The sequence below is a fragment of the Cryobacterium sp. Y29 genome, assembly GCF_002929825.1.
Lineage (GTDB): Bacteria > Actinomycetota > Actinomycetes > Actinomycetales > Microbacteriaceae > Cryobacterium.
This window is the reverse complement of record NZ_PJJN01000026.1, coordinates 122,246-135,884: the sequence shown is the minus strand read 5'-3', so window position 1 is coordinate 135,884 and position 13,639 is coordinate 122,246. Positions and strand designations below refer to the sequence as shown.

General features: G+C 65.4%; 13 protein-coding genes. 7 read left to right on the top strand and 6 right to left on the bottom strand.

The features are described from left to right. Nucleotide 1 precedes the first annotated feature (1 nt). The gene (locus tag CXY74_RS03400; RefSeq protein ID WP_233193186.1) at nucleotides 2-877 is read right to left on the bottom strand and encodes an acyl-CoA thioesterase II; all 876 of its coding nucleotides are present in this window, start codon (nucleotides 875-877) and stop codon (nucleotides 2-4) included. Nucleotides 878-945: 68 nt separating this feature from the next. Here CXY74_RS03400 and CXY74_RS03395 point away from each other — a divergent pair, with 68 nt between their 5' ends. From CXY74_RS03395 to CXY74_RS03380, 4 genes are all read left to right on the top strand, one after another. Then, on the top strand, nucleotides 946-1,623 hold the full coding sequence (locus CXY74_RS03395; RefSeq protein ID WP_104199128.1) for a hypothetical protein: 678 nt from the start codon (nucleotides 946-948) through the stop codon (nucleotides 1,621-1,623). 150 nt (nucleotides 1,624-1,773) lie between these two features. Further along, a complete protein-coding gene (locus CXY74_RS03390) occupies nucleotides 1,774-3,141 on the top strand; it encodes an NAD(P)/FAD-dependent oxidoreductase (RefSeq protein WP_104199127.1) in 1,368 nt (455 codons plus the stop codon). 207 nt (nucleotides 3,142-3,348) lie between these two features. Then, on the top strand, nucleotides 3,349-3,996 hold the full coding sequence (locus CXY74_RS03385; protein ID WP_104199126.1) for an FMN-dependent NADH-azoreductase: 648 nt from the start codon (nucleotides 3,349-3,351) through the stop codon (nucleotides 3,994-3,996). 16 nt (nucleotides 3,997-4,012) lie between these two features. After that, complete coding sequence (locus CXY74_RS03380) at nucleotides 4,013-4,288, top strand: hypothetical protein (protein WP_104199125.1); 276 nt, start codon at nucleotides 4,013-4,015, stop codon at nucleotides 4,286-4,288. Nucleotides 4,289-4,405: 117 nt separating this feature from the next. On the opposite strand, the gene CXY74_RS03375 is transcribed toward CXY74_RS03380, so the two are convergent. Then, nucleotides 4,406-5,461 (bottom strand): LLM class flavin-dependent oxidoreductase, encoded by a 1,056-nt coding sequence (locus tag CXY74_RS03375; RefSeq protein ID WP_233193185.1) that lies wholly within the window; start codon nucleotides 5,459-5,461, stop codon nucleotides 4,406-4,408. Between the two features lie 293 nt (nucleotides 5,462-5,754). Here CXY74_RS03375 and CXY74_RS03365 point away from each other — a divergent pair, with 293 nt between their 5' ends. Beyond that, nucleotides 5,755-6,012, top strand: coding sequence for a hypothetical protein (locus tag CXY74_RS03365; protein WP_104197813.1), 258 nt, complete (start codon nucleotides 5,755-5,757; stop codon nucleotides 6,010-6,012). Then, nucleotides 6,009-6,398 (top strand): type II toxin-antitoxin system VapC family toxin, encoded by a 390-nt coding sequence (locus CXY74_RS03360; RefSeq protein ID WP_104199122.1) that lies wholly within the window; start codon nucleotides 6,009-6,011, stop codon nucleotides 6,396-6,398. Before CXY74_RS03365 ends, CXY74_RS03360 begins: the two co-directional genes overlap by 4 nt. A 45-nt stretch (nucleotides 6,399-6,443) precedes the next feature. Here the strand turns inward: CXY74_RS03360 and CXY74_RS03355 are convergent, their stop codons facing one another. The 3 genes from CXY74_RS03355 to pepN all read right to left on the bottom strand — a co-directional run bounded on the left by CXY74_RS03355 (nucleotide 6,444) and on the right by pepN (nucleotide 10,836). Continuing rightward, nucleotides 6,444-6,851, bottom strand: a complete 408-nt coding sequence (locus CXY74_RS03355; RefSeq protein ID WP_304466254.1) for a globin — start codon at nucleotides 6,849-6,851, stop codon at nucleotides 6,444-6,446. Between the two features lie 89 nt (nucleotides 6,852-6,940). After that, nucleotides 6,941-8,065, bottom strand: a complete 1,125-nt coding sequence (locus CXY74_RS03350) for a mechanosensitive ion channel family protein (protein WP_104199121.1) — start codon at nucleotides 8,063-8,065, stop codon at nucleotides 6,941-6,943. Between the two features lie 224 nt (nucleotides 8,066-8,289). Then, on the bottom strand, nucleotides 8,290-10,836 hold the full coding sequence (pepN, locus tag CXY74_RS03345; protein WP_104199120.1) for an aminopeptidase N: 2,547 nt from the start codon (nucleotides 10,834-10,836) through the stop codon (nucleotides 8,290-8,292). Between the two features lie 119 nt (nucleotides 10,837-10,955). On the opposite strand from pepN, the gene CXY74_RS03340 reads away from it, so the two are divergent. Next, entirely contained in the window at nucleotides 10,956-11,981 is a 1,026-nt protein-coding gene (locus tag CXY74_RS03340) for a DUF2332 domain-containing protein (RefSeq protein ID WP_104199119.1), read from the top strand. Here the strand turns inward: CXY74_RS03340 and CXY74_RS03335 are convergent. Then, a complete protein-coding gene (locus CXY74_RS03335) occupies nucleotides 11,964-13,523 on the bottom strand; it encodes an AAA family ATPase (RefSeq protein ID WP_104199118.1) in 1,560 nt (519 codons plus the stop codon). The genes CXY74_RS03340 and CXY74_RS03335 overlap by 18 nt on opposite strands. Nucleotides 13,524-13,639 lie beyond the last annotated feature (116 nt).

The window sequence follows — 13,639 nt, the reverse complement described above, 5'->3', positions numbered from 1 at the left end:
GTTACTCGAGGATGATGGGGACGCGCAGCATGCCCTCTTGCGCAACGGTGGCCAAGAGCACGCCGTCGCGGCTGAAGATACTGCCCGTGGCCAGGCCACGACCGCCCTGAGCGCTCGGTGAATCCTGCACATAGAGCAGCCATTCATCGACCCGACCGAAACGGTGCCACCACATGGCATGGTCAAGGCTCGCGACCTTGAGGCCGGGGGAGGACCAGGCAATGCCGTGCCGACGCATGATCGGCTCCATGATTGAATAATCGCTGGCATAGGCCAGGGCGGCGCGGTGCAGATCGGGGTCGTCGGGTAAGGGAGAAAAAGTCTTCATCCACACGGCTTGGCGGGAGGTGTGCTCACCGTTCACCTTGAGGTAGATCGGTGAGGGGACATGCCGCATATCGAAGGGGCGCTCGCTCGCCCAGTAACGGGCCACCGAATGATCGATGTGTGCGAGCGCATCGGATGCCGTTGGCAGACTCTCCGGGTCGGGGATATCCTTCGGCATCTCGATGTGGTGCTCCAAGCCCTCATCGGCGTCCTGGAATGAGGCGATCATCGACAGGATGGGCACGCCGTCCTGGTAGCACTGCGTGCGGCGGGTGGAGAATGAGCGACCATCGTGAATGCGCTCGACCGAGAAGGTGATCGGCGCTTTGACATCGCCGGGACGCAGAAAATAGCCGTGCATGGAGTGCACGTGGCGTTCGTCGGGTACGGTGCGCATCGCGGCGACGAGCGATTGGGCCAGAACCTGCCCGCCGAACACGCGGCCAAGCGGCATCCACTGGGACGGACCGGTGAAGATGTCCTCGCTGGTGCGGGCACCGGTGTCGGTCAGATCGAGAACGGCCAGAAGGCCTTCCATCGGCTTGTGCATGCTGTCTCCTCGGGCAAGTTCGCGACCGCGGCACGCGGATGTTTCGTATCTTGGTAGTTTAGGAGGTGATGAGCCAGTCATTCACTCTTACCGATTCCCAGTCCCTCAGCGATTTGATCGTGTTTCTCTCACGGTCCGGCCGCGTGCTCGATGGTTCCGTGCGTCTCATGGCGTCCGAGGGCGTTCTCGCGGTCTACACCGCCATTTTCTATCCGCGCGGTCTGCTCGACGCGAGCCCGACCGTGCTGGGGCTGCGCACCTTCGCCCTGACGGAGCCGGTCGACCTCGACAAGGTCGTGCCGGTGCGGTCCCTGCTGGAACGCCTCAAACGCCTCGAATCCACCACGAGTGACCCCACCGTGCCGGTCATCGTGACCGTTCCGCTGGAGGTGAATACCGTGACCTGGACCGGCATCTCGCCGCCGAAGGGCGGCTGGGAACCACACGGCCAGACGTCGGCATCTCACCTCGAAGCCGCCGCCCGGGAGGGCATCGACGAGGTTGCCGCCGCCGTGCCGGAGGGCACCGGAGAGTTGATCGTCGAACGCGTGCGCTCGGAGGTCTGGGGTCGTCAGGTCGATGGGCTCGAATTCGTCCCGACCGGGGCCGGTTTCGCAGCCTTCAGCCTGGGCTTTCTCGCCGCTGACGAACCGGTTCACCTGTTCGAGTCGGGCCTGTGGACCCGCCTCAGCACGAGTCGCGGCCACGTTTTGGTACGACGTAAGCCGTGGACCCTCAAGGCCTGACCGGCTAGAGGTTGCGCTGTCGGCCGTCACCGGACGGGCCGACATCATGGATTCTCCACAGGCCGGCGGCTTCAGGTCCCAACGAACCCTCGCGACCAGGGATGCCCTTATTCCCTCGTCCTGATCCCATCCACCGATAGAGGAGCAACCGTGACCACGATTGATCGTGACGTCGTTATCATCGGTGCCGGGGCATCCGGTCTCACCGCCGCCACTGCACTGCAGAAAGCCGGCCGCAGTGTGGCCGTGCTGGAAGCGCGCGACCGCGTTGGTGGGCGCCTGTGGACCGATGAGATCGAGGGCGCCATGCTCGAGCTTGGCGGCCAGTGGGTCTCGCCTGACCAGCACGCCCTCAAAGCCACTCTGGTCGAGCTGGGCCTTGCCACCTACCCGCGCTACCGCTCCGGCAGGAACGTTTACATCAACGGTTCCGGTGTCGTCAGCCGGTTCGACGGGGAGATCTTTCCGGTTCCGGAAAGTACCGAGTTACAGATCGTGGGTCTGATCGAGAAACTCGACGCCCTCGTGGCGGAGATCGACCCGGACAGCCCGTGGGAGCATCCGCTCGCCAAGGAACTCGACGAGGTCTCGTTCAGCCGTTGGCTCGAGTCCCAGACTGACGATCAGGAAGCCCGCGACAATATCGGCATGTTTATTGCCGGGGCCATGCTCACGAAGCCAGCGCATGCCTTCTCGGCGCTGCAGGCGTTGCTCATGGCGGCCAGCGCCGGGTCGTTCAGCAACCTGGTCGACTCTGACTTCATCCTCGACGAACGGGTAATCGGCGGGCTGCAGCAGGTGCCGTTGTTGTTGGCCGACAAGCTCGGCAGCGACGTGTATCTCGGGCAGCCGGTGCGCAGCGTGGCCTGGAATGACGCGGGTGTCACCGTCGTCGCCGACGGCATGACGGTGACCGCCCGGCACGTCATCGTGGCCGTTCCGCCGCCCCTGATCAGTCGCATCAGCTTTGTACCGCCGCTGCCGCGCCGCCAACAGCAGCTGCACCAGCACCTCTCCATGGGCTGTGTGATCAAGGTGCACGCCGTCTACGAAACACCGTTCTGGCGCGAAGATGACCTCTCCGGCACCGCGTTCAGCCCCTACGAGCTGGTGCACGAGGCCTACGACAACACCAACTTCAACGACCCGCGCGGCACCCTCGTGGGTTTCGTCTCCGATGAAGAAGCGGATGCCGTCTTCGCCCTGACCGCCGACGAGCGCAAAGCGCGCATCCTCGAGTCGCTATCGCACTACTACGGCGAACAAGCGTTGAACCCGGTCGTGTACTACGAAAGTGACTGGGGTTCCGAGGAGTGGACCCGCGGCGCCTACGCGGCGAGCTTCGACATGGGTGGACTAGCCCGCTACGGCGCCGAACTGCGCAGCCCCGTCGGCCCAATCTCTTTCTCCTGCAGTGATATGGCCGGCAAGGGCTACCAGCACGTTGACGGTGCCATCCGTGTCGGACAGGACACGGCCGCGGCGATCATCGCCCTGCGCATTCCGGATACGGCGTGAGGCTTCTGGCCGGCTACACCACTACCCGGCCAGAGCGGATGCGCCCGGATTTTTTCCGCGGAGAGACGCTCAGCCCGGCTGCGCTGCTCTGGGGTGAGCACGAGGACTAGCCGAGGGTTGCCCGTGCGGCACGCATAGGTCGGTGCATTCGAAGTCACCACAGCAGCGACACGGGCGGGAACCCTCGATGCCTCTAGGCTGTGGGGCATGCCCACACTGTTGCACCTCGATTCGTCCGCCGACCTCGTGACCTCGCGCTCGCGCGCGATTACGGCGACCTTCGCGGATACCTGGCGCGGTCTCAGCAGTGAACACACCGTCGTTCACCGTGATCTGCACCGGGAACCGTTGCCCCACCTGACCGATGCCGCGCTGCACTTTCCACCACGGCTCCGCCCGGAGGGCGCGAGCCCGAGCGCGGAGCAGGAAACGCTGCAGCAGCTCCTCATTGCGGAACTTGTCGCGGCCGACGTGCTGTTGATCGGTGTTCCGCTCTACAACTATTCGATGCCGTCGACCCTGAAGGCGTGGATCGATTACATTCACCTGCCGACGGTGACCGCTCCGTTCGACGACCCGACCAGTCAGCAGCCCCTCGCTGGTCGCCCGGCCGTACTCGTTTCCACTCGCGGCGCGGTCTACGACCCGGGCACCTCCACGGAGTTCGACGATCACGCGCTTCCGGCGCTGAGCCTGATTCTGGCGAACGCCTTGGGAATGACCGTCGAGACGATCGTAGCCACCCGCACTCTCAGCGAACGGTTCGGTGCTCCGACCGACCAGGTGGACAAGCAACACGAAGAGCTGGCCGCGGCGCACGAGTCCGCAACGCAGGCCGCGCGTCGCCTGGGCTGACGGACGCCTCGACGCCGTGACGTTGAGTGCGGTCGGCGCGCATCCGGCGCTGCGCCGCAACGTCGCCTTCTGGCAGGCCGTGCTGTTGACCGGCACCGGCGCGGTGCTGGGCGGAATTCTCGGCCTGCTGGGGCCCACCATGCTCGGGCTGGTCGGTCTCTTGCCTTTCGCACCGCCGTGGCCCCAGGTCGCCCTGCTCGTTCTGGGGCTACCTGTGATCATCGCGGTCGGCAGCTGGATCCTCACCCGCCCGGCCGAATTCGAAGAGCGTCTGCAGCGCACGCTGAGCTGATCCAGGTCACGATGCTGCTGGACACCGAAAGTGTGGCCGTTCAGGCGGATTCGCCCGGGTCAGCAGTCACCCGACGAATCGCTCCGTCATTGCCCTCGACGAGCGGCCGTAGCGCGCTTACTTGGCGGCGAGCAGGCGCGCAACGCGGGGCTTGACCTCGGTGGCGAGCAGGGTGATGGACTCGAGCAGGTGTTCCTGGGGAAGCCCACCGTGGTCGCCCTGCAGAAAATGACGCATGTGGCCGAGGTGCCCGTGCAGCGCGACAATGCGTTCCGCGACGTCGTCGGGGTCGCCCACGAAGTAGGCGCTGGGTGCATCGACCTGAGCCAGATAGGAACTGCGCTGCGGCACCGGCCAGCCCCGTAACCGACCCATCTCCACGTTCAAGTTCACCCATCCCGGATACATCCGCTCGACGGCTTCCTTTTTGGTCGGCGCCACCAGGCCGAAGGTCGCGACCGAGACCTTGATGTTGTCGCCGGTGTGACCGGCCTGCGCAGCTGACTGCCGGTAAAGGTTGGCGAGCGGCGCGAACCGGTGCGGCTCTCCGCCGATGATGGCGTAGGCGAGGGGGAGACCGAGGCGTCCGGCGCGGGCCGACGACGGCGCGCTGCCGCCGGTTGCGATCCAGATGGGGAGTGATCCCTGCACCGGGCGCGGCACGACGTCGAGCTGGGGGATCGACGGACGTGCGGTGCCCGACCAGGTCACGTTTTCGGTGGCGCTGGTGTTGAGCGTGAGCAGCAGGTCGAGCTTCTGGGCGTAGAGCTCGTCGTAGTCGGTCAAGTCGTAGCCGAACAGCGGAAAAGTCTCCACCGAGGAGCCGCGGCCGGCGGTGATCTCGATGCGGCCACCGCCCGAGATCGCATCAGCGATGGCGAACTGCTGGAAGACCCGCACCGGATCATCCGTTCCGATGATGCTCGCCGCGCTGCCCAGTTTGATCTGACTCGTCGCGGCGGCGGCCGCTGCGATGATCGCACCGGGCGAGGAGGCTGGCATCGACACGGTGTGGTGCTCACCGACACCGAAGTAGTCGAGCCCGGCTTTATCGGCCAGCACGATGGCGTCGAACAGGTTCCTGATCGCTTCCGCGGTGGAGCGTGAGCTGCCATCGGGGTTGAGCTGAGTGTCGCCGAAGCTGTAGGCGCCGATCTCCATGGTCTTCTCCATTGTGTACGGGATAGTGAGGCGTCGTCCGGGAACGGGCGCGCTTTCTGGTGCAGAAATCCTTCGACGACCTCACGCGTCGTGCGCGAGTCGCCCTAGCTAGTTTCGTGCCTCTGTTGCCAATTCGCGCAGCCCTGTGGAAAGGACGCGCGCGTCGCCCGGAGCGTGTGCGGGCTCTCGTTCTCGTGTCCGTGACGATGACACGCAGAAGCGATGTTGACGGGCTTTTTCGCGAGACTAAACGGGTACACCCAAAGTATATACAAAATGTATTGAAATAATAGTATTATGCGGGCATGGGTTCACTTTTACAAATTCGGAACGTGCCCGATGAAGCGCGCCGGGCGCTGAAGGCCAGGGCTGCAGCTCAAGGCGAGTCCCTCAACACGTATCTGCTCGATCTCGTTTCCCGAGAGGTCGCTCGTCCGACGGTCAGTGAGGTACTCGAACGCGCAGCCCGTCGAACGGAACACGCGCAGGCGTCCGCGCTTGAGGCACTCGCGGTCGCACGAACGGAGCGCACTGGCGAGGTGCAGGACCGGTCCGGCGCGTGATCGTTGTCGACGCCGCCGCTGTGATTGATGCGTTGACCGCGGTCGCTGGCACCGATGGTCTACGTTCCCGTCTGGCAGCTGAAGAGTTGCATGCGCCGAGCCTGCTCGATTATGAAATCGTCTCCGCCTTACGCGGCCTCACGCTGGGCGGGCACCTGAGCGCGGCTCGGGCGCAGGACTTGTTAGTCGACTTCGATGATTTGCCGATCCGACGGTGGCCCTCGGCTGAACCGCTGCGCCGGCGGGCGTTCCAGTTGCGCGACACTGTTTCGGCCTACGACGCTGCCTACATTGCTTTGGCCGAAGCGCTGCGTTGCCCGCTGCTCACCCGCGACGCACGATTGGCCCGAAGCAGCGGGCACAGTGTGCGGATTGAAGTGCATTAGCGGGCATCATCTGCTCACGCGGATGTCTGTCGGTACCGCCGCGCCCTAGTCTTCGAAGCTGTTCACCATAGCGAAGGCGGCGCGTTCCATATAATCCCAGAGAATTCCCCGCTGCAACGGCGGCAGATTGGCTGCGTCCACGGCGACTTTCATGTGGCCCAGCCAGCGGTCGCGGGCATCCGGGTTGACCTTGAACGGAATGTGACGCTGACGCAGACGGGGGTGGCCGCGCTGCTCGCTGTAGGTGCCTGGACCGCCCCAGAACTGCTCGAGGAACATAACCAGGCGGTGTTCGGCCGGTCCGAGATCTTCTTCGGGATACATGGGCTTCAGCACCGGGTCGGTGGCTACCCCGACGTAGAAGTCGTGCACGAGCTTTTCGAAGAACGGGGTTCCGCCGACCTCGTCGAAGAATGTGGGCACTGCGGCGGGACCGTTCTCACCCTCGCGCAGGTACACGTCGGCACGGCCTGCAGGCTGATCGGTGGGGTGTCGTTCAGTGGTCACGTGGTGCGGCTTTCTTCTGTTGGGTTGGTTCACTGTCAGTCAATGCCATCCCCACGAACTTCAGGGTCGGGCGTCTTCATCGGAGCCGGAACATTTTTGGGCTTGCGCGGCCCGCGGGGCTTGCGTACCGCGACCGGGCCGGTGCGCACGCCGGCGACGGCGTCGGGTACGGCCGCAGCGGCCTCTTCGGCGGCGTCGAGGGCTCCCTCGGCCGGTTCAATGGCCGAGCCGTCGATGGTGCCATCGCCCGTGGTCATGACCACGCTGTTGAGCGGTGTGAGCGGAACACCCATGCCGTCGAGTGCCTTCTTCATGTGCAGGCGTAGGTCACGGGCGAAGTCCCACTTGGCCGAGACCCGGGTCTTGACCACGAGCCGGGTCACGAGGGCTTCGGCGCTGATCGACTCGAGGCCCCAGATCTCGGGCTTTTCGAGAATGAAAGCGCGCCACTTGCGACTTGAGGCGAGGGCAGTGGCCACGCGCAAGAGTTCGTCTTGCACAGCCTCGACGTCGGAACTGTAGGGGATGGCGAGGTCGATGATAACGCGCGCCCAGCCCTGCGACATGTTGCCGACCCGCAGAATCTCGCCGTTACGCACGAACCACAGCGTGCCATCGATGTCGCGTACCTGAGTGATGCGAATTCCGACCGTTTCGACGACACCGGAGGCGAATCCCACGTCGACGATGTCGCCCACGCCGATCTGGTCTTCCACGACCATGAACAGGCCGTTGAGAATGTCCTTGACGATGTTCTGTGCGCCGAAACCGAGACCGGCGCCGAGCGCGGCGGTGAGCAAGGCGAAGGAACCGAGAATGTCCTTATTCAGGGTGGTGACGATGAGCAGGAGGGCGGTGATCAGGATGAACACGTTCACCACGTTCGCCAGCACGGCGCCGAGGGTGCGCGAGCGCTGCACGACGCGCACCGCGGCCAGCGGCGACACATTCAGTGCTTGGGTGTCGTCGACCTTCTGATTCTTCTTGACGCCGGAGACGATTTGTTGCACTACCCGGCGAATAACGAATTGCAGGGCCCAACGCAGCGCGAATGCGACAACAATGATCGCTGCAACGGCGAAGATCTTCTCCCAATAGTCGATCCACGGTATTTTTACAAAGTAGGCGCCGACGTCGGTCCAGAATGTTTCCCAGTTCATATCCAACCAAGTCTACCGAGGGGCCTCGGCAGCGCCCGGGAGGAGGCTACGGCGGCGCTGCTCCGGCCCCGACACGCGGCCTGCGCAACCCGGTGTGTGCACCGCAGGCAGCGGCATCCTCTCGGTTTGCGTGGAGTTTGCTGTGAACGTGAAGGGGAGAGAAGAAACCCCGTGACCAGCCTGAGGCCGGCCGCGGGGTTCACGGTGTCGTAGAGACGAGCGAACTAGATGGCGTCGCGCGCCTGTACCTTCAGCGATCGCTCGACTCCGGCCAGGTTCTCGACCACGAGACGGCGCAGGGCCGCCGGCTCCGGGTTCGCATCGAGCCAGGCCCGGGTCGCGTCGGCCAGGGCCTGGTTGTTCAGCGGCGCCGGGTAGAGACCGATGACGAGCTTCTCGCCGATCGAGAAGCTACGCGACTCCCACACGCGCTGCAGCATCTCGAAGTAGGTCGCGACAAACGGCTCGAGTAGGGCCGCGTCGTTGACCCGCAGGAACCCGGCGGCCGTCGTGCGCACGATGGTCGTCGCTGCCGTGTCAACGTCGATGAGTGACGACCAGGCGGCGAGCTTGCCGTCGGTCGTGGGGAGAGCGGCGCGGGCCAGGGCGGCCGACTGGGCGCCGGTGGCCGTGTTGTCGGCCGTGAGTGCCGCGTCGATCTCGGTGGCGTCGGCGCGTCCACCGGCCACAAGGGCGGTGAGCAACTCCCAGGCCAGGTCGGTATCGACCGTGAGGCCTTCCAACACAGTGCTGCCCGACCGCAGGGCCGCCACATTCTCGAGCTCGGCCGGGTTGGTCGCAACAGCGGCGAAGAACTTCACGAACTGAAACTGGGCGTCGCTGCCGGCCACAGCATTCTGGGCCAGCGTCCACAGTGCGTCGGCGACCTCGGTCGTGACGGCAGCGCGGTGTGGCTGGCCGACGTAGTAGTTCGCCGTGAGGACGACCTGGCCGAGCACGGTGCGCAACGTGGTCGACTCGGTTTCGGTGGCCACGTTGTTCAGCACCAGCCGCACGAAGTCGCGCGCCGTGGTCTCAGCGTCGCGGGTGGCGTCCCAGACCGAACCCCAGACCAGAGCGCGGGCGAGCGGGCTCTCAATGACGGAGAGATGTTCCAGCGCCACCGCCTGCGAGGCCGGGTCCAGGCGAACCTTGGCGTAGCTGAGGTCGTCGTCGTTGAGCAGGATCAGGTCGGGACGCTGGCGACCGACGAGGGCGGGGACATCCGTTCGCGAGCCGTCTACGTCGAGCTCGACCCGGTGCGTGCGCACGAGCTTGTGGGCGTCGTTGAAGGTGTAGAAGCCGATGGCCAGGCGGTGCGGGCGAATGGTGGGGTAGTCCGCCGCGGCGCTCTGTAGCACCGTGAAGCCGGTGATGACTCCGGCGTCGTCGACGGTGATCTCGGGGCGCAGGGTATTGACGCCGGCGGTTTCGAGCCACAGCTTCGCCCAGTCGCGAAGGTCCCGGCCGCTCGCCGCTTCGAGTTCCACGAGCAGGTCGCGCAGCTCGGTGTTGCCCCACTGGTGCTTCTGAAAGTAGGAGCCGACGCCGGTGAAGAACGCCTCGATACCCACCCAGGCGGCGAGCTGCTTGAGCACGGAGCCGCCCTTGGCGTAGGTGATGCCGTCGAAGTTGACGAGCACGTCGTCGAGGTCGCGGATGGTGGCGACGACCGGGTGGGTCGAGGGAAGTTGATCTTGCTTGTAGGCCCAGCTCTTCTCCATCACGGCGAAGGTGGTCCAGGCTTCCTGCCACTCGGTGGCTTCGGCGGTGGCGATGGTCGATGCCCACTCGGCGAAGCTCTCGTTGAGCCAGAGGTCGTTCCACCAGGTCATCGTGACGAGGTCGCCGAACCACATGTGGGCAAGCTCGTGCAGAATCGTCACAACCCGGCGTTCCTTGACGGCGTCGGTCACCTTGGAGCGAAAGATATAGGTTTCGGTGAAGGTGACGGCGCCCGCGTTCTCCATGGCGCCGGCATTGAACTCCGGCACGAACAGCTGGTCGTACTTGTCGAAGGGGTACGCATAGCCGAACTTCTCCTCGTAGTAGGCGAAGCCCTGGCGGGTCTTCTCGAGGATGTAGTCGGCGTCGAGGTACTCCGAGAGGCTTTTGCGACTGAACACGCCGAGTGGGATGGTGCGTCCGTCGCTTGAGACGAGTTCGCTGCGCACGACGGCGTACGGGCCGGCGATGAGCGCGGTGATGTAGCTCGAGATGGTGTGGGTGGGCGCAAACGCCCACGTGCTGGCGCCGTTGCCGGCATCGATGGGTTCGGGCGTGGTGGAGTTGGAGACGACCTGCCACTCGCTCGGCGCCGTGACGGTGAAGGAGAATTTTGCCTTCAGGTCAGGCTGCTCGAACACCGCGAACACGCGACGGGAGTCGGGTACCTCGAACTGGCTGTACAGGTAAACCTCGTTGTCGACCGGGTCGACGAAGCGGTGCAGGCCCTCACCGGTGTTGGTATAGAGCGCGTCGGCGACGACGACGAGCTCGTTCTCGGTCTGCAGGCCGTCGAGCTGGATGCGGATGCCGTCGCTCACGACGGCCGGGTCGAGCACGGCACCGTTGAGGGTCACCGCATGTACCTGTGCTGTGATGGCGTCGATGAAGGTCGAGCCGCCGGGGGTGGCGTTGAAGCGCACCGTGGTGGTGCTGCCGAATGTGGTGGGGCCGGTAGTGAGGTCGAGTACAACGCTGTAGCTCGCTACCGTGACGAGCGCGGCGCGCTCGGACGCTTCAAGGCGGGTGAGGTTCTCTCCAGGCAACTTAGTTCTCCAATTCGATTCACGATTCGATTCGCGACGGATTCCATTTGGAACGGTGCAGCTTCGGCGCTCGTGGCGCCAACGCACCCCGCAAGCCTAGCCATGATTAGGATGTGGGCATGAGAGCGAGCACCGATCCCGGCGTCGCGACCGCTGAACGTTACCGGGCCTTCGCCGAGGTTGAAGCCCGCGGAATGAGCGCCTGCTACGAACGCTGGGCGGCCGGAATTGCGGCCGATCCCGCCACTGTTGCCTTGATCGACCAGCTGCCCGCGGTCAAACGCCAACCGAACCTGGTGTTCAGCGCGGCCCGGTTGCTCGGGGCTGTTGCGGGGGAGTACCCGGCTTTCGCGGCCTGGCTGCGCGAGCACTGGGCGCTCGTTGCCGTCACCTGCCTGACCCATGCGACCCAGACGAATGAGCCCGGTCGGTGCGCTGTGCTGTTACCGGCCCTGGCGGCGCTCGCCGGACCGCTCGCGATAATCGAAGTGGGGGCATCCGCCGGTCTCTGCCTGCACCCCGATCGGTATAGCTACCGGTATCGGTTAGCCGGCGGTTCAGAGAGCGCCGGTGGCGAGTGGATGCTGCACCCGACCGACGGCCCCAGCCCGGTGGTGCTCGACTGCAACGTCACCGGCCCGGTGCCATTGCCCGAGCGGATGCCCGACATCGTGTGGCGGGCCGGAATCGACCTTCATCCCCTCGACGTGCACAGCGACGCGGACGTGGCCTGGCTCGAGGCGCTGATTTGGCCGGAGCACGACGACCGTCGCTCCCGGCTGCGCGCCGCAGTTGCCGTGGCCCGTCAGGAGACGGTCGAGATCGTGCCGGGGGACCTGGGCGACCAGATCGAGGCGCTCGTTGCCCGAGCTCCGGCCGGGGCCACCGTTGTCGTGTTCCACACCGCTGTGCTCGCCTACCTGAACGAGCAGGACCGCAATCGGTTCGCCGCGCAGATGACCCGACTGCCGGTGAGCTGGCTATCGAACGAGGGGCAGAGTGTGGTGCCCGGGGTGTTGGACCGGCTTGCGGAGGCGCCGGCACCGTCACATCCGATTCCGGCATCCGCTTTCATTCTGGCCCTGGACGGCGAGCCGATCGCCTTGACCCAGCCGCATGGTCGGTCATTACACTGGCTCGGGTGACTCGGCGGGGGGCTCGGCCGACGGCTCCGCTGGCAACGGCGCAGCGCTATCGGTCGCCCAGCCGAAGGAGGCGGATGGGTGCGTCATCACCGCCGCGTCGTGCATCGAAACGAAACTGCCGCCGTTCGGCCCATCGTTTGGTTCCTCATCGGGCTGCCAACGTGGGGTTTCGCTACTGCGGGTACCGAGGAGCCGTCGGGTGAGGGATTCGCCCGCCGACAACAGATCGTCGAGGGCGACCTGCAGGTCGTTGTCATCGACGGTGTCGGCGCGGAGGGCAGCGTGAAGCACGGCCCGGCGAATCAGCTCCTTCGCGAAGGAGCCCGTCACGCCTTCTGCACGGCGGGCAGCGGCGTCGAGGGCGGCTGGGCTGAACGGCAGCCCGCCCGCATAGCGTCGGAACAGGCGCTCGCGTTCGGCCAGGGCGGGCAAGGGTACTTCGACGGCGAGGTCGACCCGCCCTGGCCGTTCGGCCAGCGCGCGCTCGAGCACCTCGACCCGATTGGTGGTCATGACGAAGGCCACATCCATGTCGCCGTCGAGTCCGTCGAGAGCGTCGAGCACCTCGAACAACAGCGGCTGCGGAGTGGCATTGCGTTGCATCGCGACCAGGTCGATATCTTCCATAACGACGATGGACGGCGCAAAGGTGCGCGCGATCTCGGCAGCCGCAGCGATGTGCACGATGCTGGCACCGGTGAGCAGCACGGCGGTGATGCCCGGTGTTTCGCTGAGCAGGTGGCGCACCGTGAGGGTCTTGCCGGTGCCGGGAGCACCGTAGAGCAGCACGCCGCGCTTCAAATGCTGCCCGGCGGCGAGCAAGACCTGGCGCTGCTCGCCGATTCCGATGACGTGGTCGGTGATGGTGCCGAGGATACCCTCCGGCAGCACGATGGCGGCCGTCGGTACGACGGGTCGTTCCAGAAAGGTGATTCCGGCTCCGGCTCCGTATTCGGTTTGCACGAATGAGAGCACCTGTCCGCGCAGCACGCTGTGCTCGATCATGAGTGCGCGCAGGTGCTCGAGAAAACCGGTGACCGTACGCGGCGACTCGGCCATGATTTCGAGCTCGGCCGTGTTGCGCCCGAATTGCGGGTTCGCTGCGCGTTGCAGCACGGCAATCGGCTGCCCGTCAAAGCGGATGAGCCGGAAACCGAACGAAACGACCTGGCGAGTCGACGTCGGTCCGGTCGCCCGGGCCGAGAAGTCCACCGGTCCGGGCCCGAAACCCTGAAACGGGCTGGCCACGAGCTCGGACAGCGTCGAGTGAAACCGCTGCTGCCCGCCCGATACGCCCAGAAGCGCGGCCGGATCCGCGCCGGCCAACGTGCTCAGGGCGATGTCCGCGTCGACGAGGCGATGATCGGCCAGGGTCTCCGACACGACCGGCAGCGTCGACGCGTTGGCGCCGAGAAAGGCGCTGACGCGGTCGCCGAGTGGTGTCAGGCTCGACCCGGCCCGGTCATCCGCCGCAGATACGACCCGTTCCATGAAGTGTTTGAAGGCGCGCACAACGTCTCGGTCGAAAGTGTCCTCGGTCATGTCGTTCTCCTGTTCTTGTGACAGCTCTGTCGAACCTAGCGGGCCTGGGCGATGATTGCTCCAGCGACAGCGACAGCGACAGCGACGGTACGTGACTCGACACGGGCTCGATCCGG

Bases quoted from the DNA above. Each gene is read 5' to 3' on its own strand.
- CXY74_RS03400 (WP_233193186.1), bottom strand. From the start codon at position 877: ATGCACAAGCCGATGGAAGGCCTTCTGGCCGTTCTCGATCTGACCGAC.
- CXY74_RS03395 (WP_104199128.1), top strand. From the start codon at position 946: ATGAGCCAGTCATTCACTCTTACCGATTCCCAGTCCCTCAGCGATTTG.
- CXY74_RS03340 (WP_104199119.1), top strand. From the start codon at position 10,956: ATGAGAGCGAGCACCGATCCCGGCGTCGCGACCGCTGAACGTTACCGG.
- CXY74_RS03375 (WP_233193185.1), bottom strand. From the start codon at position 5,461: ATGGAGAAGACCATGGAGATCGGCGCCTACAGCTTCGGCGACACTCAG.
- CXY74_RS03365 (WP_104197813.1), top strand. From the start codon at position 5,755: ATGGGTTCACTTTTACAAATTCGGAACGTGCCCGATGAAGCGCGCCGG.
- CXY74_RS03335 (WP_104199118.1), bottom strand. From the start codon at position 13,523: ATGACCGAGGACACTTTCGACCGAGACGTTGTGCGCGCCTTCAAACAC.
- CXY74_RS03350 (WP_104199121.1), bottom strand. From the start codon at position 8,065: ATGAACTGGGAAACATTCTGGACCGACGTCGGCGCCTACTTTGTAAAA.
- CXY74_RS03385 (WP_104199126.1), top strand. From the start codon at position 3,349: ATGCCCACACTGTTGCACCTCGATTCGTCCGCCGACCTCGTGACCTCG.